21 protein-coding genes are annotated in these 21663 nt (G+C 63.3%); 9 read left to right on the top strand and 12 right to left on the bottom strand.

What is annotated here, in order from left to right; translation table 11 throughout:
- Positions 1-235 precede the first annotated feature (235 nt).
- Both prfB and IEY49_RS18720 read left to right on the top strand, forming a co-directional pair.
- Positions 236-1331, top strand: a protein-coding gene (gene prfB / locus IEY49_RS18725) for a peptide chain release factor 2 (protein WP_189011569.1) whose coding sequence is annotated in 2 segments (ribosomal slippage) — positions 236-280 and positions 282-1331 — 1095 coding nt in all. Because the reading frame shifts where the segments join, the coding sequence is not laid out codon by codon here.
- A gap of 334 nt (positions 1332-1665) precedes the next feature.
- Positions 1666-2655 carry a serine/threonine-protein kinase gene (locus IEY49_RS18720; protein WP_189011567.1) on the top strand — a complete coding sequence of 330 codons (990 nt, stop codon included), beginning with the start codon at positions 1666-1668 and terminating at the stop codon, positions 2653-2655.
- A gap of 129 nt (positions 2656-2784) precedes the next feature.
- Here IEY49_RS18720 and IEY49_RS18715 read toward each other — a convergent pair whose 3' ends face one another.
- Positions 2785-3279: a DinB family protein gene (locus IEY49_RS18715; RefSeq protein ID WP_189011565.1), complete on the bottom strand. Its 495-nt coding sequence runs from the start codon at positions 3277-3279 to the stop codon at positions 2785-2787.
- Positions 3280-3419: 140 nt separating this feature from the next.
- Here IEY49_RS18715 and rpsF point away from each other — a divergent pair, with 140 nt between their 5' ends.
- The 5 genes from rpsF to rny all read left to right on the top strand — a co-directional run bounded on the left by rpsF (position 3420) and on the right by rny (position 7456).
- On the top strand, positions 3420-3728 hold the full coding sequence (rpsF, locus tag IEY49_RS18710) for a 30S ribosomal protein S6 (RefSeq protein WP_012691931.1): 309 nt from the start codon (positions 3420-3422) through the stop codon (positions 3726-3728).
- 137 nt (positions 3729-3865) lie between these two features.
- Complete coding sequence (locus tag IEY49_RS18705) at positions 3866-4759, top strand: single-stranded DNA-binding protein (RefSeq protein ID WP_189011563.1); 894 nt, start codon at positions 3866-3868, stop codon at positions 4757-4759.
- Between the two features lie 20 nt (positions 4760-4779).
- A complete protein-coding gene (gene rpsR / locus IEY49_RS18700; RefSeq protein ID WP_012691929.1) occupies positions 4780-5058 on the top strand; it encodes a 30S ribosomal protein S18 in 279 nt (92 codons plus the stop codon).
- An 11-nt stretch (positions 5059-5069) separates the two neighbouring features.
- Complete coding sequence (rplI, locus tag IEY49_RS18695; RefSeq protein ID WP_189011561.1) at positions 5070-5510, top strand: 50S ribosomal protein L9; 441 nt, start codon at positions 5070-5072, stop codon at positions 5508-5510.
- A 248-nt stretch (positions 5511-5758) separates the two neighbouring features.
- Complete coding sequence (rny, locus tag IEY49_RS18690; RefSeq protein ID WP_189011559.1) at positions 5759-7456, top strand: ribonuclease Y; 1698 nt, start codon at positions 5759-5761, stop codon at positions 7454-7456.
- A 231-nt stretch (positions 7457-7687) separates the two neighbouring features.
- On the opposite strand, the gene IEY49_RS18685 is transcribed toward rny, so the two are convergent.
- Positions 7688-8383, bottom strand: a complete 696-nt coding sequence (locus IEY49_RS18685; RefSeq protein WP_189011557.1) for a tRNA (adenine(22)-N(1))-methyltransferase TrmK — start codon at positions 8381-8383, stop codon at positions 7688-7690.
- Positions 8380-8934 (bottom strand): MOSC domain-containing protein, encoded by a 555-nt coding sequence (locus IEY49_RS18680; protein WP_189011555.1) that lies wholly within the window; start codon positions 8932-8934, stop codon positions 8380-8382. Before IEY49_RS18680 ends, IEY49_RS18685 begins: the two co-directional genes overlap by 4 nt.
- 153 nt (positions 8935-9087) lie before the next feature.
- Here IEY49_RS18680 and tyrS point away from each other — a divergent pair, with 153 nt between their 5' ends.
- Positions 9088-10323, top strand: coding sequence for a tyrosine--tRNA ligase (tyrS, locus tag IEY49_RS18675; RefSeq protein ID WP_189011552.1), 1236 nt, complete (start codon positions 9088-9090; stop codon positions 10321-10323).
- 275 nt (positions 10324-10598) lie between these two features.
- Here tyrS and pyk read toward each other — a convergent pair whose 3' ends face one another.
- From pyk to IEY49_RS18650, 5 genes are all read right to left on the bottom strand, one after another.
- Positions 10599-12029, bottom strand: coding sequence for a pyruvate kinase (pyk, locus tag IEY49_RS18670; RefSeq protein ID WP_189011551.1), 1431 nt, complete (start codon positions 12027-12029; stop codon positions 10599-10601).
- Positions 12030-12119: 90 nt separating this feature from the next.
- Positions 12120-13388, bottom strand: coding sequence for a phosphopyruvate hydratase (gene eno / locus IEY49_RS18665; protein WP_189011549.1), 1269 nt, complete (start codon positions 13386-13388; stop codon positions 12120-12122).
- A gap of 207 nt (positions 13389-13595) precedes the next feature.
- Entirely contained in the window at positions 13596-14678 is a 1083-nt protein-coding gene (gene dnaN / locus IEY49_RS18660) for a DNA polymerase III subunit beta (protein ID WP_189011547.1), read from the bottom strand.
- 391 nt (positions 14679-15069) lie between these two features.
- A complete protein-coding gene (gene dnaA, locus IEY49_RS18655; RefSeq protein WP_189011573.1) occupies positions 15070-16440 on the bottom strand; it encodes a chromosomal replication initiator protein DnaA in 1371 nt (456 codons plus the stop codon).
- A 93-nt stretch (positions 16441-16533) separates the two neighbouring features.
- The gene (locus IEY49_RS18650; RefSeq protein ID WP_189011545.1) at positions 16534-17493 is read right to left on the bottom strand and encodes an NAD-dependent epimerase/dehydratase family protein; all 960 of its coding nucleotides are present in this window, start codon (positions 17491-17493) and stop codon (positions 16534-16536) included.
- A gap of 39 nt (positions 17494-17532) precedes the next feature.
- Between IEY49_RS18650 and IEY49_RS18645 the strand changes: the two genes are divergently transcribed.
- A complete protein-coding gene (locus tag IEY49_RS18645) occupies positions 17533-17844 on the top strand; it encodes a hypothetical protein (protein WP_189011543.1) in 312 nt (103 codons plus the stop codon).
- Here the strand turns inward: IEY49_RS18645 and dprA are convergent.
- From dprA to IEY49_RS18625, 4 genes are all read right to left on the bottom strand, one after another.
- The gene (gene dprA, locus IEY49_RS18640; protein ID WP_189011541.1) at positions 17841-18947 is read right to left on the bottom strand and encodes a DNA-processing protein DprA; all 1107 of its coding nucleotides are present in this window, start codon (positions 18945-18947) and stop codon (positions 17841-17843) included. The two genes, IEY49_RS18645 and dprA, sit on opposite strands and share 4 nt — an antisense overlap.
- A gap of 21 nt (positions 18948-18968) precedes the next feature.
- Complete coding sequence (locus IEY49_RS18635) at positions 18969-20351, bottom strand: sensor histidine kinase (protein ID WP_189011539.1); 1383 nt, start codon at positions 20349-20351, stop codon at positions 18969-18971.
- 111 nt (positions 20352-20462) lie between these two features.
- Complete coding sequence (locus tag IEY49_RS18630; protein ID WP_189011537.1) at positions 20463-21122, bottom strand: response regulator transcription factor; 660 nt, start codon at positions 21120-21122, stop codon at positions 20463-20465.
- Between the two features lie 15 nt (positions 21123-21137).
- Positions 21138-21551, bottom strand: a complete 414-nt coding sequence (locus IEY49_RS18625) for a hypothetical protein (RefSeq protein ID WP_189011535.1) — start codon at positions 21549-21551, stop codon at positions 21138-21140.
- Positions 21552-21663 lie beyond the last annotated feature (112 nt).

Below are 21663 nucleotides of genomic sequence, written 5' to 3'. Positions count from 1 at the left end.
CGTTCTCTCTTCACCTTGTCATGCAACCCGCCTCGCTTGAGGCTCAGAAAAGATACAGGCCCATCCTCAACTTGTCAACTCCTCTCCCCTCCCTACTTCTTGATCCTCGGTGGTGGTCGTGTGGGCGCGGAAAAGTGGGGTCGTCCAGCTGTCACCGTACAGGGCCCTATACTCTTTCTTTGGCAACAGCCCGCGCCCCGACCAACGGGAATGTGCGGAAGGGAGGCACGCTGATATGCAAGAACTGCTGGAAAAACTGGCGTCGCTCCGGGAGTACCTTTGACATTCCCGGCAAAACAAGGCGTCTGAACGAACTGGACCGCGAACTCAGCGATCCTGAACTCTGGAACGACCAGGGCCGGGCGCGTCAGGTTACCCAGGAATCCGGGACCCTCCGGCGCATCGTGGAGAGCTACACCAATCTCCGCTCGGACGCAGAGGGCCTGAGCGAAATGCTCGAAATCGCCGACGAAGAAGAGCGCGAAATGCTGGCTGAGGAACAGGGCAGCCTGCAGACGCGGGTCGACGAGCTTTACCGCGAGACGCTCTTTACCATGAAGCACGCCGACACGGCCGCCATCGTGCGGGTCAAGGGCGGCGCCGGCGGCACCGAAGCGCAGGACTGGGCTGGCATGCTGGCCCGCATGTACATGCGCTGGGCCGAGCGCCGGGGCTACAAGGTCGACATCCTCGACGAACAGCCCGGAGATCAGGCCGGCTACCAGAGCATCGAATTCATTATCCGCGGCGAGAAGGCCTACGGCATGATGGCGGCCGAGCACGGTGTTCACCGTCTTGTTCGTGTCTCTCCCTTCGACTCCAACAACCGCCGCCAGACCAGCTTCGCCTCGGTGGACGTGGTGCCGGAAGTTCCCGAGGAAGAGATCAACATCCACATCCCCGACAGCGACCTGCGCCGCGATGTGTTCCGCTCTCAGGGAGCCGGTGGACAGGGCGTCAACACCACCGATTCTGCAGTGCGGCTGACCCACCTGCCCACGGGCCTTGCGGTGGCCTGTCAGATCACGCGTTCGCAGATCAAGAACGCCGAGCTGGCCTTGCAGATCCTCAAGCAGCGCCTCTACGACATCGAGGTCAAGAAGCGCGAGGCCGAGGAAGCTGCGGCCCGTGGAGCACAGGCCAAGGTGGAATGGGGCAGCCAGATGCGCTCCTACGTGCTCGACAAGCAGTACATCAAAGACCATCGTACGGGGCTGATGAAGCACAATCCCGACGATGTGCTGGACGGTGACCTGGATGAGCTGATGTGGGCTGGACTGGAATGGATGGCTGGCAAGCGGGTCGCCGAAGAGGGAAGCGACGACGACTAGGTACCTTTCTGCCGAGGTCAGCTCAGAGAAGAAAACGCCTGGCCTCCCAGGGGAATCAGCATCTGCCGGAACGTGGACCAGGAACAGGGACCAGTCCGGCAGATGATTTGATTTTCATCACAGGCCGTGACGAGCAGGGTCAGACATGACCCACAGAAAGAATTAGGTGAGAGGTCATGAGGTGAACTGGAGCTACTCATGCCCGCCTCTTCTCTTATTCTCTTTTCTGTGTGTCTGCATGCAGGCTCCTTCGGCCCGGGGTTGCTGAAGGTTCGCCTCACGTCACTGATCCGTAAGGTCTGAAATCATGGTCTACAGTGCGAGGTATCCGGTCATGACTTCAGAACGCACCATTCCAGGCTACAAGCTTCTGCGTCTGCTGGGACGCGGCAACACCTCGCTGGTGTACCTGGCTGCTGCCGAGGATGGCCGTCATGTGGCACTCAAGATTCCGCACGAGCAGACCCTTAAAGAGAAAGAGGCCGCCGAACGCTTCGGCAACGAGGTCCGGCTGACCCTGCAGTTCCGTCACCCCCATATTGTTCATGCCCATGCAGGAACGCCGTTTGGCGCGCAGGCGTTTCTGGCGCTCAGGTACTACCCACAGGGCGACCTGACCGAGCATCTGGAGGATCTGCCTCCCGGCCGCCGTCTTCCGGAGCGTCAGGCGCTGCGTATCCTGGCTGACGTGGCCTCGGCGCTGACGTATCTGCACCATCTGGGCGCTGTTCATCAGGATGTCAAACCTCAGAACGTGTACGTCCACGAAGGCCGCGCGGCGCTGGGCGACATGGGCAGTACCTTCTTTACCTCCCAGGGTGGCAAGGTCAGTGGCAGTCCGTTCTATATGGCGCCTGAGATCTACCACGGGGAGAGCAGCAGCGGCGCCAGCGACGTGTACAGCCTGGGCATCATGATGTACGAGCTTCTGAGCGGCGCCCGGCCTTTTCATGGCAGCAGTTATGAGGAACTGATGGTCGCCCACCTGACCCGCTTTCCGCGCTCTATGGCTCACCTGAACAGCCATGTCGACCGCCGGATTTCCCGGTTGGCAGAACTGGCTCTGGCCAAGCGCCCCGCCGAGCGGCCCAGTGCCGACGAGTTGCGGCGCGCCCTGCTTGAGGCTCTGGGCGAGCCGCCGCAGGACGAAATCTACGACGACTCCCCGAGCACGCCTGAGGTGGTCACGGCGGGCAGGACGGTGGGCCGTCACAAACCTGTTCCCATGGTCGTTCCAGCCCCCACATCACCACCGGCCCCCGCCGAGGACGACAAGGAATCCGACCGGTCCGGCCGCTGGAGCCTGTTTAAACGTCGCAAATAGATTGCCATCCTGCCGGAGTGAGCCGGGGTCCGGCAGGCGTCGCCGATGAGCAGGGCTCAGATCGCGCCTCCGTGGTTCTGAAGCAGGCAATTCAGCCGGACTCAGCCCTGGTATCTCCGGAGCGGAGCTTCACGCTCCCGGGACGCCTTTCAGCAGTTGCCGCATAGCCCCCAGGTGATAGGCGACATGGGCCACCGCGCCGCACAGCCCTCCGGTTATATCCCCGGTCACCGGCTGGTCCAACTGGGTACGGGCAAATGCGTCCAGAGCCAGGAAGGCATGGCGTACCCGGCTACATAATGCGCTCCACTCCTGCGGCTCAACCTGCAGAGGATGAAAGCTGCCCTTCCAGTCGAATGGTCCCCGGTCGCCGTCCCGCTCCCAACGAACGATGACCTCCATATGGAAGGCCGTATGCCGCGCATGCGCTGCGATGGTCGTACCCAGGACCTCGTGGCTGGCCTGCGTAGCACTCAGCCCCTCCAGTGTCGCCAGCAGGCCGTGGTTTCCCGTGCCATCCACTCCGGTGCCGTCCAGAAAAGCGGTGCCCTGGCCTGGCACGCCTCCCTCCACCGCTTCTTTCAGGATGTCCAGAATGCCTTCTACCGGATGCTGTGAATTCACGCCTCAGCCTACTGGCGACCCCTCCCGTCCACATGTGCCGAGTGACGCTGGCATTACGCCCTGCCGTCTGGTACTGTGGTGAGTTGCGCTGCCCGGCGAGGCCTGACCTTGCTTGTGCGGCAGCCTGAAGGAGGTGAACTATGAACCAGTACGACCTGAACCTGATCCTGAACCCCAACCTCAGCGCCGAACAGGTGCAGATTGAGAAGGACTACATCGAAACGGCCCTGAAGAACGTGGGCGCTGAAGTCAGCAACCTGGACGATCTCGGCAACCGCCGCCTGGCCTACCAGGTGGGCAAGGACCGCGAAGGCTATTACCTGATGTACACCATCAAGGCCGGTGGCAACCCTGAAAAGGACATCGCCAGCAGCCTGCGCCTGCGTGACCACGTGCGCCGCGTCCTGGTGGTCAAGGACCGCCCGGAATGGAAGACCAAGAAAGCCTGAGCGTATTACGGCATTGACGTAATCGCCCAGGTTTGTTACCGTAAGGTCAACCTGCAAAGGCCGCATCGCCAGCCACAGACCCAACCCCAGTACGAGTCCGGTAGCCCGGCTCAGCCAGCAGCAAAGGAGAACCCAGTATGGCCAGAGGCATGAACCACGTCTTTCTGATTGGCGCACTCGCCCGCGATCCTGAACTGCGCTACACCCCCAGCGGTACTGCCGTGTTCGAAGCCACCGTCGCCGGTGAAGATCATCTGGTCGGCAACGACGGCCGCGAGCGCAAACTCCCCTGGTACCACCGCGTGTCCATTCTGGGCAAACCCGCCGAGTGGCAGGCCGAGCGTAACCTGAAAGGCGGAGACGCCGTGCTGGTTGAAGGCAGCCTGGAATACAGCCAGTGGGAAGCGCCGGAAGGCGGCAAACGCAGCATGGTGCGCGTCAAGGCGCTGCGCATGGAACAGCTCGGCACCCAGCCCGAACTCGTGCAGGACGCCGGAGGCGGCGTACGCATGGGCCGCGGCATGAACGAGGTGGTCCTGATCGGAAACGTTACGCGTGACCCCGAACTGCGTTACACCCCCGCCGGAGACGCCGTGCTCGGGATCGGCCTGGCCGTGAACGAGACCTGGAACGACCGCCAGGGCCAGCGCCAGGAAAAAACCCACTGGATCGACGTGACCCTGTGGCGTGACCTGGCCGAGAGCATGAAGGACCTTAAAAAAGGTGACCCCGTGCTGGTGCAGGGACGACTCGTCAACGAGGCGTGGACCGACCGCGACGGTAACAAGCGCAACAGCACCAAAGTAGAAGCGACGAGAGTCGAAGCCCTGTCCCGAGGCGCGACCGCTGGCCAAGCTGGCTACGCAGCCTCCCCCGCAGCACCTCGTCAGACCACGAGCAGTGCGGCGCGTCCCCAGTCTGGCGGCTCCAGCCCCAGCCGGGCGGCGACCATGGGGAACCGTTCGGGCGGGTTAGATATTGACCAAGGTCTCGACGACTTCCCACCTGAGGAAGAGGATCTGCCCTTTTAAGCAGGTCCCAGAGGAATCCAATGACCCAGCAAAGCAACAGCGCGGACCGCAAGCCGCGCGGCAAGGGACCCAAGCGTCCCCGCAAGCCGAAGGTTGACCCGTTCTCCATTGGAGAGCTGGAAATCACCGATTACAAAGACGTGAAAATGCTCCGCCGCTTCGTCAGCGACACGGGCAAGATCCTTCCCCGCCGCCGCACGGGCCTCTCGGCCAAGCATCAGCGCCGCATCGCGCAGACCATCAAGGTCGCGCGTCAGCTTGCCCTGTTGCCCTACACCGAGAAGCTCGTCCGGAAATAAGGAGAATTGCAATGCAGGTTATTCTTCTTGAACCCGGCAAGCTCGGCAAGACCGGCGACGTCGTAAACGTCAAAGACGGTTACGCCCGCAACTGGCTGATTCCCCAGGGTATCGCCTCACCGGCCACCAACAGCAACATGAAGAGCCTTGAGGCCCGCGTGCGCTCCCGCCAGAAGATTCAGGCGCAGGAGAAGGCCGCAGCCGAGGACTTGGCCAGCCGCCTGAACGGCGTTGCCGTGGAACTCAGCGTCCGCGCCGGCGAAGGCAAGATCTATGGGGCCGTGACCCACCAGGACGTGGCGAACAGCCTCGACAAGCTGGGCTTCGACGTGGACAAGCGCCGCATCGAAATGCCCAAGACCGTCAAGGAAATCGGCGAGTATGACATTTCGTACCGCGCGCACCCTGAGGTCACCATCCCCATGAAGCTCGTCGTTCACGCCGAAAAGTAAAGGCGTCAGCGCAGTGAGAACCCCGCCCAGGTGGCGGGGTTTTTCTGTTCCCAGGTTCCGCCCGGGCCCAGTCCTGAGCACCCGGAGGACACGCCCATCCGGCGGGGGTTGACTTTACAGCTAGACTGCAGAACGAACGGCGGCAGTATCCTGCATGGCGTTCGATTCAAACAGTGTGATTAGGGCTGTAGCTCCGGCCTTCCCGCCGCGGGCAGCAGCCATGAATGAGACCAAAAGGAGCCTAAATCATGGAGTGGACGATCGTGATTCTGGCGCTCCTGGCGGGGTTGGTCGGGGGATTCCTGAGTGGGCAGTCACGCGGCTTGCGTCAGCGGGCCGAGGTGGACAATCGCCTTCAGCAGGAAGCCCGTGCGGAAGCGGAGCGCATCCGGGTTCAGGCGGAAGCCGAAGCCCGGCACGTTCGGGAGCAGGCCGACCAGGCCAGACAGGAGTCCAGCAGAAGAATTCAGGAGGCCGCTGAGCGCGAGGCCCAGATGGCCGCTCAAAGTGCCCAGCTGAGCAGTCAGGGTGATCAGATTGCCAGCCTGCGCGCGCAGCTCGACATGGAACGTGAGCAGGCTAGGCAGGACGCCGCCCAGGCGCGTGAAGCCCTCGCCGCCGACCGACAGGAAACGCGGCGGGAACGGGATGAGCTCAAACGTGAAATCGAACGTCTCAACCGCCGCGCCGAGCAGCTCGATGCCCGCGGGGAGAAGCTGGACCTGCTGGAGGAACGCCTGGAGGAAGGTCACCGGCAGTTGCTGACACAGGAAGCCGACCTTACCGAACGTCAGCGTCAGGTAGACCTGAAGCTGTACGAGGTCGCGCAACTAACCCCGGAAGTGGCCCGGGAGCAGATTCTAGGCCGGCTGGACGCTGAGCTTGAAGAAGAGAAGGCGATCCGCGTCAAGGCAATGTACGAGCGCGCTACTGCGGACGCCCGCCGGAGTGCCCGGCATATCGTGGCCCAGGCCATTCAGCGCAGCGCGTCCGAGACCAGCGCCCAGCTCAGCGTCTCGGTGGTGCCGATTCCCAACGATGCCATGAAGGGCCGCCTGATCGGCCGTGAAGGCCGCAATATCCGCGCCTTCGAGGCACTGACCGGGGTGGACCTGATTATCGACGACACGCCGGAAGCCGTGATTCTGAGCAGCTTCAATCCGGTGCGCCGTGAGGTCGCGCGGCATGTGCTCGACGCTCTGGTGGCCGACGGCCGTATTCACCCCACCCGCATCGAGGAGATGGTGCACAAGGCCCAGGACGATATGAAGTCCTTCATTCATGCCCAGGGCGAGGAAGCTGCCATTGAGGCCGGAGTGGTGGGCCTCAAGCCGGGACTCGTGCAGCTCCTCGGGCGCATGTACTTCCGCACCAGCTACGGGCAGAACGTCCTGAAGCACAGCATTCAGGTGGCCCACCTGACCGGCATCATGGCCGACGAACTGGGCCTGGACGCGGCCATGGCCCGCCGCGCCGGCCTGATGCACGACGTGGGCAAGAGCATCGACCGCGAGATCGACGGCACCCACGTGGAGATCGGCATCAACCTGGCCCGGCGCTTTGGTGAGCCGGCCGAAGTGACCGACGCGATTGCCCATCACCATGATCCGGAGAACGGTGAGACGCTGTACAGCGTGCTGGTCGCGGCGGCTGACGCCATCAGCGCCGCCCGCCCCGGTGCCCGGCGCGAGGAGCTGGAATCCTATGTGCGGCGCCTCGAGCAACTTGAGCAGATCGCAGTTTCGTTTCCCGGAGTACAGCAGGCCTACGCCATCCAGGCCGGCCGTGAGGTGCGCGTCATCGTACAGCCCGAGAAAGTCACCGACGCCCAGGCGACCCTGCTGGCCCGCGAGATCGCCGGCCGGGTCGAGCAGGATATGGAATACCCCGGACAGGTGCAGGTCACGGTGGTGCGCGAGAGCCGCGCGGTGGAAGTCGCCCGGTAACATCCATCGTCCATAACCCACTGGAGGCGGGACGCCATGTGTGAACCCGCCTCTGTGTTGTCTGAACCCTGGTAATCAGGGCCCGGCCAGAGAGACTTATGCATTCCGCCCTCTTAAGGTCTTTCAAAAATCAGCGTTTCAGACAGTGTTTTCTTGTCCGGGCGCGAGGTCTTGACGTGGCGTGCATATGACGCTATCTTTTTCCTATCACCGCCGAAGAAGGCGGCTTTTTTATTGCCTGTTCTGCTCGGCGCGCCTGTCATCCAGCCAGGCCAGCGCTTCCTGGGCGGTCGCCAGTTCACCATAAGCGTTGCGCCCTGGCGCGGCGAGCGGCGTGAGCCTCAGAAGGTCCTCCTGGATATGTTGCCGCAGCAGCGGACTCTGTTCGCGCAACAGGTGGGGACCATAGCGCAGGGCCGCCCTGAGCGGCACGCCGACATAGGCTGGATCATTGCCCAGGGCCCGCTCCAGCCGCAGCACCGGGTAAGCCCAGTAGCCGGGCATCAGGCGCTCCGCCATGAGGTGATAGCCGCTGGCGCAAGCCCACTGCCGGATACTGCGCGGCGAATCGTTGGGCTGCAGCACCAGGGCCGCTGGAAGCTTGTCGCCTGCACGCTGCAAGACGCCCACGATGGTCCCGGTACCCATGCCGGTCATGCTGGCACTGTCCACTTCGCCAGCATGCAGCGGATCGAAGCCGTTGCCCTCACGGACTTCCAGACGTTCCCCAAGTCCGGACCGGACCGCGCTTCGCCGCGAATGGGCCAGAGGACCAGGATTGAGTTCTACCGCGATACAGCGGCTGGCCCGTCCGGCGCGCAGGATCCGGATCGGCAGGTGGGCATGGTCGGAGCCAATGTCCGCATGAACCTGTGCCTGAACCAGTTCCAGAACCGCCTCCAGACGGGCGTCGAGCACCGGATTCACAGCGGGCGCACCTCGTCCCCGACACGGATCACGCCGCCCTGGATCACGCGTGCCGTGAGGCCCCCGTGCCCACGGACCGCGTTGTACCCGCCCTCACCCAGGGTTTCTTCCATGCGTGAGCAGGGATGACATTCGCCGGTGCCTTCCAGAATGACCTCGCCAATCTGGAAACGGGCGTCCTTGAGTGCCAGCAGGCTCAGGCCGCTGACCACGAGATTTCGCCGGAGCAGCTCGGGGGCAGCCTCGTTCAGTCCTGCCAGTGCTGCGATGACGGGCAGATGCTCGGCCTGAATTAATGTGACCTGCCGCCGCCCCGGGCCGCCCGGTATAGCTGGCTGTGACGCTGGCGTCACGGCCTCTCCAGCTTCCCCGGTCAAAGCTTTCAGACGGCCCGGGGCGACTTTGCCGTGGTCACCGATCAGGCCGACCAGCGGGTGGACCTCGGCCTCCGGCACGCTGAGTACCGGGGCGCGGCGGGCAGGGCGCAATCCAATCCACTCCAGCTGCCCTGGACGGGGAAAGGTGCTCCGAAGGTCGTGGATGGACTTCACATGGGCATGCTACGCGCTACACTGCGGGACATGAGGCGTCTGACCCGACGTGCGTATACGCCCCGCCGCTGAGGTGGGGAGGGTCGAGACAGCCTGAAATCCAACCCTGAAGCGGCGGCCACTTGCCAGTGGCCGTCATTTTTTGGAGCAGTCATGAATGAAATCCGCAGCAACGTACCGGTGGCCGAGCAGATCGAAATCCTGAAGCGCGGTGTGGTGGACCTGGTGTCCGAAGACGATTTGCGCCGCAAGCTGGAGAAAGGCGAGCCCCTGAGGGTCAAGCTGGGCGCAGACCCGACCCGGCCGGACCTACACCTAGGGCACGCGGTGATTCTGCGCAAGATGCGGCAGTTTCAGGACCTGGGCCACAAGGTCATCATGCTGATCGGGGACTTCACGGCCATGATTGGTGACCCCAGCGGCAAGAGTAAGACCCGGCCACCGCTGACGCTGGAAGAGACCCGCGCCAATGCCCAGAGCTACCTTGACCAGTGCCGCCTGATCCTGCGGCAGGAACCCGAAGTCCTGGAGCTGCGCTTCAACAGCGAGTGGCTCGAACCGCTGGGGTACGCCGACATCATCCGCCTGACCAGCCGCTACACCGTGGCCCGCATCCTGGAACGCGACGACTTTACCAAACGACTGAACGCCGGAACGCCCATCTCCATGCATGAGCTGCTCTACCCGCTGACCCAGGGCTACGACTCGGTGGCGCTGCATGCTGACGTGGAACTTGGGGGAACCGACCAGCTGTTCAACAACCTGGTGGGCCGGGCCCTGCAGCGGGATTACGATCAGGAGCCGCAGGTGGTTATCACCCTGCCGCTGCTGGTGGGCCTGGACGGCACCGAGAAGATGTCCAAGAGCCTGGACAATTACATCGGACTGACTGACGAGCCGCACGCCATGTTCGCCGGACTGATGAAGGTGCCCGACCCCATGCTGGACAACTACTTCACCCTGCTGACTGACCTGCCACGGGAGCGCATTGAAGAACTGCTGGCTGGTCATCCGGTGGCTGCCCACCGCGAGCTGGCCCGAGAAGTGGTGGCGTGGCTGCACCCGGGAGCTGACCTGGACGCGGCCGAGGAGCGTTTCAGGGCCGTGGCGAAAGGTGGCATTCCGGAGAACATCCCACAGGTGGCCGTACCTGAGAGCGATTTCGACGCAGAAGGCCGCATCAGTCTGGCTAAACTGGTTGTTCTAGCCGGGCTGGAGCCCAGCAATGGAGCGGCGCGTAAGCTGATTCAGAACCGGGGGCTGAAGCTCAATGGAGAGACCTGTAACGATCCGCAGGCTGTTCTGACCCGCGATATCCTGTCCACACAGGGCGGTACGGTCATTCAGAAGGGCAAGGACCGGTTTGCAAGGCTGAACCTGGGATCTTGATCTCGAGCAATCTTCATAAGGCCTTCACGAGGCTCCTGTGCGGCCCATACCGGCGTCTCAGACAACAAAGTTGTCCACAGGGACGCTGTGAACAACCTCAAAGCCTGTGGACAGCTTCCTAGCGCAGGAAAACCGCGGATGCGTCTACAAGGTTATCCACAGGCAGGCTGTGGAAAAACAGCGTTGCTGTGGATAAAAATCTGACATGTCCATCACGAATTCGTGATGGACATGTCTCACCCTATTCACATGAGAAAACCAGCTTCGGGACTGGATCAGCCCTGGCGCAGGCGTTCCACACGCAGCATATTGGTGGTGCCCCTCACCCCGAAAGGCACGCCCGCCGTAATCACATAGCGGTCTCCGAGATCTGCCAGTCCACTCTTGCGCAGCTCGTCGTTGGCGATGCGGACCATGTCATCCGTGTCGCGGGGATCTTCACTAAGGACCGGCACCACGCCCCATGACAGGGCCAGCTGGTTGCGGGTCTGCTCGTTGGGCGTCAGGGCCAGGATCGCCAGTGGCGGGCGGTTCTTGGCCACCCGCGCCGCAGCGCCGCCCGTGCTGGTGAACGTCACGATAACGGAGGCCTCCAGGTTTTCACCGATGTTGCAAGCGGAGTGGGCAATCGCGTCCTGCGCCAGTTCGGTGTCCACCATGAGGTGACGCTGCAGCAGCAGGTAATGCTCGCTGGACTCGGCCTCGCGGGCAATCCGGTCCATCATGGCCACGGCCTCGACCGGGTACTGACCGGCAGCACTTTCAGCCGAGAGCATCACTGCGTCGGTGCCGTCGTAGATCGCGTTGGCCACGTCTGAAGCCTCGGCGCGGGTGGGACGGGGCAGGCTGATCATGCTTTCGAGCATCTGGGTTGCCGTAATCACCGGCTTGCCGGCCTCACGGCACATCCGGATGATGTGTTTCTGGATGGTTGGCACCTGCTCGGGGCGCATCTCGACACCCAGGTCGCCACGCGCCACCATGACGCCATCGACCTCCTTGAGGATGTCGGCAAAGCGCTCGACGGCCTGTGGTTTTTCGATCTTGGCCATCAGCTTGGCACGGCTGCCGTAACGGGAGAGGTAATGCCGCGCCAGCAGCAGATCATCGCGTGAGCGCACGAAGCTCAGCGCCACCCAGTCCACGCCGATCTGTGCGCCGAACTCCATGTCCGACACATCCTTTTCCGACATGGCCGGCACGCTCAGGTCAGCGTCCGGCACGTTGATACCCTTGTTGTTCTTCAGGACCCCACCAATCACGACGGTGGTATGAATGTCCGGTCCGCGCACGTGATCGACTTGCAACGCCATGTTACCGTCGTCGAGCAGCAGGGCCATTCCGGGCTGGACATCTTCAGCCAGGCCCTTGTAGGTGCTGCTGACACGCGTCTCGTCGCCGTCGACATCGTCCATGGTAATTACGAACTTGTCTCCGGCACTCAGCGTCACCGCGCCCTGAGCAAAGCGGCCCACACGGATCTTGGGTCCCTGCAGGTCCTGCAGGATGCCGATGGTCACACCCTTGCGGGCGGCGAGCTGCCGGACCATCTGGACGGTCTGGCGGTGGTCCTCGTGGTCACCATGGCTGAAGTTCATGCGGACCACATTGAGCCCGGCGTCAATCATACGGCTGAGAACTTCGGGGTCGCGGCTTGCCGGACCGATGGTGGCAACGATCTTGGTGGATCGGTCAGAGTGTTTCATGAGTCACCTGTTGACTTTCTTGGAATCCCTTCCAGGAGATGGAAGGAAAAGCGGCCGAAGGAGAGTGGTCCTCCCGCCGCCTGAAGGGGCCTAGCGCAGGGCCTTGCGGCCCAGATACACGGCGCGGTCACCCAGTGCGTGCTCGATGCGCAGCAGCTGGTTGTACTTGGCGATACGGTCACTGCGGCTGGCCGAGCCCGTCTTGATCTGCCCGGCATTGGTGGCCACCGCGAGGTCCGCGATAAAGGCGTCTTCGGACTCGCCGCTGCGGTGGCTGATGATGGTGCCGTAGTGGTGGCGTTTGGCCAGTTCGATGGCGTCCATGCTCTCGGTCAGCGAGCCGATCTGGTTGACCTTGACCAGGATCGCGTTGCCGACTCCGGTGTCGATGCCACGCTGCAGCCGCTCGGGGTTGGTCACGAACAGGTCGTCGCCGACCAGCTGAACGCGGTCGCCGATCTTGGTGGTCAGCGCCTGCCAGCCGTCCCAGTCGTCCTCCGCCAGACCGTCCTCGATGCTGACGATGGGATAACGGGCGGCCCAGTCGGCCCAGAAATCCACCATCTCGGCGGTCGAAAGCGTGCGGCCCTCGCTCTCCAGGTGGTACTGGCCGTCCTTATACAGTTCGGTCACAGCCGGGTCAAGCGCAATGGCGATGTCCCTGCCCGGCTCATATCCGGCTTTTTCGATGGCTTCGAGCAGTACCTGCAGCGCTTCCTCGTTGCTTTTGAGGTCCGGCGCAAAACCGCCCTCATCCCCGACATTGGTGTTGTATCCGCGGCTGGACAGCACCTTCTTGAGGGTGTGGAACGTCTCGGCACCGTAGCGCAGGGCTTCACGGAAGGTCGGCGCGCCGACCGGCATCACCATGAACTCCTGGAAGTCCACACTGTTGTCCGCGTGGGCACCCCCGTTGATGAGATTCATCATAGGGACCGGCAGGGTCTTCGCATTGCTGCCGCCCAGGTAGCGGTACAGCGGCACCCCAAGCTCCTCAGCCGCCGCACGTGAGGTCGCCAGGCTGACAGCCAGGATCGCGTTGCCGCCCATCTTGCCCTTGTTGGGGGTGCCGTCCACGGCCATTAGTGCCGCGTCGATGGCCACCTGCTCACTGGCATCCAGGCCCACGATGGCTGGCCCCAGGGCCTCCTCGACGTTGCGCACTGCCTGTTGCACGCCTTTGCCCATATAGCGGCTGCCCCCGTCACGCAGTTCCAGGGCCTCGTGGGTACCGGTGCTTGCCCCGCTGGGGACGATGGCGCGGCCGACATACCCGCTGTCAAGGTGCACTTCAGCTTCCACGGTGGGATTCCCACGGGAATCAAGCACTTCGCGGGCAATAACTTTCTCGATGTTCATGACAGACCTCCAGAAGACGACTCTTGAACTTCAAAACCGCCAGACCTCCGCCCCGGACCCGCCGGTCAGCGCAAGGTGTACCTCAGACACTATAAGCGCCGTATCTTTCGGGAAGTGGACCCAGTCCAGGCACGTGACTAGCCCGGAGACCCAGTTAGGGATCGTGTGTGGATGGAATAGGGCCCTCGCCGGCTTCCAGAAGGGCCCTCAGACCCTCAGCGTCACCATGACGGCCATGTACCCGCCCCCCCCGGCTGCACGGAAGATAGCGGGGCTCGTAGAGCCGCTGAACAGCAACTCTGCATCTCCGTCTATAGGTCCCAGGGCGTCAAGGACGTGGCGGGCGTTGAAGGCCAAGCTCATGGCCGGCTCGCTGCCGCCCTGCACTACATCCAGGGTGTCCTGGGCGCGGCCGTAATCGCCTTCGGCGGCCAGTCGCAGCTTGCCTTCAGACACCAGGAACTCCACCCGGTTGTTGGCGTTCTTGTCGGCCAGGACCGCCACGCGGTTGACTGCCTCTTTCAGGGCGGTGGCCGGGAGCGTCACCTGCAGCTTGATGTCCCTGGGAATCACACGTTCATAATCCGGAAAGTCACCGTCAAGCAGTTTGAGGTTCATGCGGACCCGGTCGGTCGTAACGCTGAGCAGGCCCTCACCGTAGGTGAAGCGGGCCTCGCCGTCCTTGAGGACCCGGATTAGCTCGTCGGCACTGCGGGCTGGAACGATCAGGTTGCGGCCGTCGCCGCTGGCTGGAAAGTCACGTATGGCGACGCGGTAGCCGTCGGACGCCACCACGCGCGCCGATTCCGGTCGGTGCTCCAGCTTGATGCCGCGGAACACAGCCTGGAAGGCCTCGTTGCTTGCCGCGTACCGCACGCTGGAAAAGGCCCGCGCCAGTTCTTCAGCGTTCAGGCTCACGTCAGCGTGCTCGGGAAAGGTAAGCGGAGGATAGGCCTCGATGTCACCGGTCTGCAGCTTGAAATCCGAGCCGCCGGACCGCACCGAGAGCTCGTTGCCGGTGATTTCCAGTTCCACCAGTTCGCCGCCCAGGTTGCGCACGATCTGGGCAAACAGGTGGGCAGGCACCACGAAGTTCTGGGGCTGCTGCACTTCGGCAGGCACGAAGCACGAGAGGTCAATTTCCAGATTTGTGCCGCTCAGGGTCAGGCCGCTCTCAGAGGTTTCCACCTTCAGTGCCGTCAAAAGAGGATTGCTGCTGCGTCCTGGAATCACGCGTTCGAGGAGACCAAGACCTTCACTGAGGGTTTTTTTGGTGACGTTCGCTTTCATGCAATATGCCTGCCTTTTCTCGGGAACTGACCTGAATCTGGGAGACCCTTCAGAAATCTCTATTCTTTTCTGTTCTATTTACTTAATAAACATAGTAGTAGTAGTAATAGGGCCTGTGGAAACTGTGGATAAGTGACTTAGAATGCGTCCAGGAGCTACTTTATCCTGTGGATAAAATTGTGGATAAGTGGGCCTTTCCTGTGGATAACCTGTGGATAACTTGGCGGGTTATCCACAGGAGAAAACCGCGCCTGGTTATCCACAGACTTATCCACAGCTTTTGAAGGAGTTATCCACAGGTTATCCACAGACTTATCCACAGGAAGTGAAATTTGGCACAGGCGTATGGAACGCAGCTTGGAACCTCTGTACCGACCCTCGACGGCGCCATTCATGCTCGGGAGTCCTCGTCTTCCAGACCTTTCATCTTGCGCCGCAGGGTCTCCACCGCCGCCGTGAGTTCCGGGTCCTTTCCCAGCTGTTCGGTGACCTTGCTGATGGCGTGCATGACCGTGCTGTGATCACGCCCGAAGAACTGCCCGATCTCCGGCAGCGAGTGATCAGTCAGATCACGGATCAGGTACTGCGCCACCTGACGCGGCACCACGACCTCGCGGACCCGCCCGGACCCGCGGATGACGTCGGGCGGCATGTTGAAGTGCGAGGCGACCTGGCGGAGCACATCCATCATCTCGACCTTGACTTCCTGCGGCGCGAACACATTGCTCAGCGCCTTAGACGCCACAGCGCGCGAGAAAGGCACGTTGTTCAGGCTGCTGAAGGCCACCACGCGCATCAGGGCGCCTTCAAGCTCCCGGATGTTGGTGGTGACCTGCCGCGCGATCAGCTCCAGGACTTCCTGGGGAATATCGATGCGGTTGTGCTCGGCGTTCATCTTGAGAATCGCCACACGCGTTTCGAATTCCGGGGATTGGATATCGGTGATCAGCCCCCATTCAAAGCGGCTGCGCAGCCGGCCTTCGAGGGTCTGAATATCCTTGGGCGGCCGGTCCGAACTCAGGATGATCTGCTTGTGGTTCTCATAGAGCGCGTTGAAGGTATGGAAAAACTCCTCCTGCGTGCGCTCCTTGCCGGCCAGAAACTGAATGTCGTCGACCAGCAGCAGGTCCACCGAGCGGTAACGGTTGCGAAATTGCGTGGTCTTGTCCTCGCGAATGGCATTGATCAGCTCATTCGTGAACGTCTCGGTAGAGACGTACTCGATACGCTTTTCCGGGAAGCGCTCGGCGATGTAATGGCCCACCGCGTGCATCAGGTGGGTCTTGCCCAGGCCCACATCCCCGTAGATAAACAGTGGATTGTAGGCTTTGCCCGGCGACTCGGCGACCGCCAGAGCTGCCGCGTGGGCGAGGTTGTTGTTCGGCCCGACCACGAAATTCTCGAAGGTGTATTTGGGGTTCAGGGTCTTGCGGTTGTCGCTGGGGGGAGGTGCGCTGACCCGACCTGGCACAGGCGGGGCGGGCGGTGGGTCACTGGGCAGCAGCAGCGCGTCCTGGGCGGCCGGCAGCACCTGAAAACTGACCTGTGGATGCTGGGCGCCCAGGGACCTCAGGGCGTCTTCGAGCAGTTCCAGATAATGCTTGCGGAACCATTCCTGCGCAAACGAATTGCGCACTCCCAGTACCAGCGACCCTTCCTGTACGCCCAGATTCTTGACCGGCGCAAACCAGGTGTGATACTCCACTTCCGAGATGTTTTTGCGGACGTAACCCAGCACGTCCGCCCAGATTTCCTGCGAGATAAAGCGCACCTCCCTTGACCTGCTAGTGCGCGGTCAGAATACCATCCGCCTCTACGCTTCTCTCTGCAGACAGGCGAGAAAGAACTGGAAATCTCAGGGAACGGCGCTGAGGATCTCCTGCTCCCGCTCCGGAGTCAGGGCGTAGCTCAGCCCGGCATTCTGGCTCCAGGCGCGGGTGTCGGCGGCCGTGACCGAGGGACTGGTATGAACCAAACCGGCGGAGAGTGCCCGCTGCGGACTCACGTCCATCAGGCCGCCCTGCTCGCTGTGCTCAGGCAGATACAGCGGCAGTTCCCGGTGACCCAGGCCATGAGCCTGCAGCGTCTCGTGGGGAAGCCAGCGAGGCTGGGCGGCTCCCAGGACGGTCAGGAACTCGGACCAGCTCAGGCGCGGGCCGGCAAGATTGAAGACGCCGCTGATGTGCTCCTCCACCACTTTGACGGTGAAGCGGGCCTGGTCACGCGCGTCGATAACCTGGACATGGTCCGTGCCGTCACCGGGAGCCAGCATCTCCCCTCCCCTGCCGGCCCGGTCCACCCAGTAGGGATACCGGGCGGTGTGGTCATAGGGACCCGCGACGATCTGTGGGCGCAGAATGGCGCAGTTCCCGCCGTACACTTCCTGAACGATGGCCTCGCAGGTGACCTTCAGTGGGCCGTAGGTCTCACCGGTCACCTCTGTGACGTCTTCAGCGGCGGGCGGCAGCAGGGGGTCGTCCTCGCGCACCGGGTGCCGGCCGGCTTCGGCATAGACACTCACCGTGCTGATAAACACGTATTGCCTGACACGGTCACGAAGCAGCTCGGCGCTGGCCCGGACCTGGGCGGGGGTGTAGCCGCTGACGTCCACGCAGGCGTCCCACTGCCGGCCTGTCAGCGCTGAGAGTCCTTCCGGGCCCTGGTTCCGGTCGCCCTGCAGCCGCTCCACCTGTGCAGGCAGGTCGTCGGCCGACTTCCCGCGCGTCAGGATGCTGACCGTATGGCCCGCCACAAGAAACGCTTCAACGATATGCCGCCCGACAAACTGCGTGCCGCCCAGAACCAGAATGTTCATGCCACCAGCTTAAGTCCCGCAGCGGGCTATGCTGCCATCATGAAAGTCCGCTTCACTGCGCGGGGGGTCCGTGTCCGGATCGATGACCTGGAACTCGCCGCCCTGCAACGGGGAGAGGCGCTGACGGTCCGGGTGACCTGGGAGGGTGGAGGCTGGAGCCTGATTCTGGATCCGCAGGCCGACGGCGTCATTGGAAGTGGGGCGCAGCTTGCGGCCGGCCTGCGCCAGCGGCTGCCAGAGCTGCTGGACCCGGCTCAGGAGGGAGTGACCCTTCAGGGACCGGTCCGGGTGGATGTGGAAAAGGACTTCGGGCCGCAGCACCTGGACCTCCAGGAAACGGCGCCGTCCTAGCGCCGGGCCCACCGGCCACCGCTTTCCTCCGCCAGCCCCTGGAGCTGCAGCATCACCAGGGCGGTCTGCAGTTCCGGGAGGGGAAGCCGGGTCGTCGCCTGCAGGTCGTCGAGTGTGGCGGGAGTGCCCAGCGCCTGAACAACCGCTGCCTGATCCGGCGGCAGGACCGGCAGTGGCCGCGCGGGGGCGCTGTCCCAGCCGAATTCCCGAAGAATGTCCTGCGCCGTTTCGGTAAGGACCGCGCCGTCGCGCAGCAGTTGATGGGGACCGGCGGCGCGTGGGTCACCGGCCCTTCCCGGCATCGCAAAGACAGTCCGGCCGCACTCCAGGGCATGCACGGCCGTGATCAGCGAACCGGACCTGTGCTCGCCCTCGATCACCAGCGTGCCTGCCGACAGGGCAGCGATCAGGCGGTTGCGCGTCGGAAAGTGATGCTGGGCAGGACCGGTGCCCAGTGGATACTCGCTGACCAGGGTGAGCCGCTCTGAGAGCGCCTCGTTCTCTGGAGGATAGATGCGGTTCACGGCGCTGCCCAGAACTGCGAGGCTCTGGCCGCCTGCATCCACCGCAGCAGTGTGGGCTGCGGTGTCTACGCCGCGTGCCAGGCCACTGACCACGGTGATCCCGGCGTGGGCCAGTTCAGCAGCGAGCAGCCGGGCCATGCTCAGTGCATGGGGACTGGCTGCCCGGGTGCCCACAATGCCGATACTCCTGGGAACCACCGGCAACTCGGGCAGGGGCCCACGCACCCACAGCACCGCAGGCGGGTCCCCCAGAGCCTCCAGCGCCGGGGGATACCCCTCCAGGCCGCGGCCTAGCAGGGTAACGCCCAGACGGCGGGCCAGCTGAAGCTCCGCTTCGGCCTGTGTGGCCGCCCTGGCATCTCCCAGGGCCGCGACGCTGCGGGAATCCAGGCCAGCTACCTCCCGTACGGCGCTTAGAGGAGCGTTCAGGGCTTCATGGGCGGTGCCGAAGTGGCGGCGCAGGCTTTCAATCCGCCGCGGTCCCAGATAAGGCGTAAAGCGCAGGGTCAGCAGGGCGAGCAGTTCGGCCTCGCCGGACTCGGTCAATGCAGCGGGAGGCGGCAGGTCAGGCAGGGGCACCGGCGCAGCATACCGGCGGGCTCACGGGCGTGCGGCCGCAGGTGTGGAGACCTCCGCCAGCTCGGTATCGTCGTGGTGCTGATCCTCATCGTGGTCATCACCCAGTGCGGCGCCGGGAAGGCACAGCACGAACTGGGCGCCGCCTGCCTGGTTGCTGCCGGTCAGGTTGCCGCCGTGCATCAGGGCAATCTGCCGGCTGACGCTCAGACCCAGGCCGCTGCTTCCGGCGCCGCTGATAAACGGCTCGAAGATGCGATCACCCAGTTCCGGAGGCAGGCCGGGGCCACTGTCCTGAACGACAAATCGCACCTGCTCAGGGGTATCTTCCAGGGTCAGGCTGACAGTGCCTTCCGGACCGGCCGCGCGGCGGGCATTGGCCAGCAGGTTGCGCAGGGCCTGGGTTAAGCGGTCCGGGTCACACAAGATCCCCCCGCTCCAGTCGCCCTCGAAACTGGTGCCCGGAACCAGCCGGTCGAGCCGGCCCAGCAGTGTCCGGGCAGGAATGTAATGCCAGACCATCTTCATTTCCAGCTGACCTCGGGCCAGCTGCATCAGATCCTGGGTGGTAAAGGTCAGTTCGTCGGCTACCAGGGCTGCGCGGCCGACCTCAAGGTCACCGGTGCGTTCGGCGGCGCGGTTCAGGGAGGCCTTAAGGACCGTCAGTGGAGCACCCAGTTCGTGGACGATCTGCCCCAGCAGCTGCTTTTCACGGGCCTGCCCCGCCTCGATACGCACCAGCAGGCGGTTGATGGCCGCCAGCAGGCGGTGGACCTCGTCCTCGCGCACGGGCAGCGGCAGGGTGGCCAGGCTGCGGGTGGGGTCGATGCGGTCGGCCAGGTCGGCAGCCTGGCCCAACCCGGCCAGCGCCCGGCGCCCGACCCACCAGCCCAGCAGCAGCATCAGCGCAGGCGTGATCAACGCCGAGAGCAGCAACGCGCGCATGGCACTTTCCCGTGCGGCGATCAGGTCGTCCTCTGGCAATCCCACCCACAGGGTGCCGAAGCCGCCGGCCTTGCGGGTCACGGCGCGGACCCGGGTGCCCTGGAGGGGCAGCCGGTACTCGTTGAGCTGGGGAAATGGTTCTCCCGGCTCCATGTTCAGTCCGTTGCTGCTCAGCGCCACGCGGTTCTGGGCGTCGACCAGAACTGTGAACCCCGTGATGGCCGGAGGCCGCTCCCCCAGTCCCTTGCTGAGATTGGTGAACTGATCGGCCAGTACGTCCGCCCGCTCGTTCAGGCGCGCGTCAAACTGCCGGTCCATGCTGCCCAGCAGCAATGTGACCACCACCAGCCCGATCAGTGTGGTGATGGCCAGGGCGACCAGCGAATACACCAGAGCCAGCCGGAAGCGCAGGCTGTGGCGCCACGCCACGCGCGCCGTACTCAGAGCCACATGGCGGGTCATGACTGTCCCCAGACGGCAGGGCGCCGCCTCCAATGTCTCGGAAGGCGGCGCGTGCTGCGGAACATCATGGCTGAAGTGTAGGAGGGAACCGTAACCGGCAAACAGCTTTCTTCAGGTTTGCAGAACGTAGCCGACATTGCGGATGGTGCGGATTCTCAGGTCACTGGCGGCTTGTTCGAGCTTTTTGCGCAGCTGGGAGATCCGGACCTCCACACTGTTGCTGTTCGGCGTTTCCCAGCCGTACAGGTGCGACTCGATATCCGCCCGCGAGAAGACGCGCTCGGGCGTGCGCATCATCAATTCCAGGATGCGCGCCTCGTGCTCGGTGAGGTTGATGTTTTTCTCGTCCACCGTCAGCAGCAGGCTGCTGGTCGACAGACTGGTGTTGCCTAGGTTGACGCCGGTGCCCGCCGCGGTGCGGCGCAGCAGCGCGGTGATGCGGGCGTCGAGTTCGGGCATCGCAAAGGGCTTGGTGAGGTAATCGTCGGCTCCAGCATTCAGGCCAGCGACCCGCTCCTGCACCCCGCTGCGCGCCGACAGGACCAGCACCGGTGTCGAGCTGTACTGACGCAGCGCCTGCACCAGATCCAGACCGTCCCCGTCGGGGAGGTTCAGGTCCAGCAGAATCAGCTGGGCACTGTGGGTGCCCAGCCAGGCCTGCGCGTCCTTCAGGGTCGCGGAATGATGCACCTGATAATCGGCGGACAGGTATTCCTTCAGGAGTGGCCCGAGATGCGGGTCGTCCTCCACCACAAGAATCTGCGCAAGCATAGGCCTCCTCTGGAACTACTTGTTGTTGATCTTGATGTTATCCGGCCCGGCGACCTTCAGGCCTGGTAACGTCAGGGTCTGTCCCGTCGACTGCACACTGACACTCAGCCGGAAGGTAGCCAGGAACTTTGAGAGTGTCACGTCGTCGTTTCCCGGGGTCTCAATAATCAGTTGCCCTCCCCGCAGGAAGCCGTCGTAGCGACTCAGCAGGGTAGGAAACGTGGCGCGCCGGCGTTCCTCATCTGTCTGGGAAAACAACACCACGACCGGTCCACTGTAGCGCGGGAGCAACTGCACATTGAATTTGCCGCCGCTGCTTTCCCCATATCCGACCTTTGTCTGGAAATCACGGTCCCAGACAATGAACTGCAGAGCCCCCGCCGGAGAAGCGAGAACTAGCAGCAAAAGGGGGATCAGGAATCGGGACATTTTCACTAGGGTATCCAATCTTTCCGGGGAGAAAAGCAAGCCGGCCTGCGTTCAGACGCAGCTCTCAGGTGGCGAACCCACCTGTGAATCACCACCCTAGCGACAAAAGCTG

The sequence above is a fragment of the Deinococcus malanensis genome, assembly GCF_014647655.1.
Lineage (GTDB): Bacteria > Deinococcota > Deinococci > Deinococcales > Deinococcaceae > Deinococcus > Deinococcus malanensis.
This window is presented reverse-complemented; position numbering and strand designations above follow the sequence as displayed.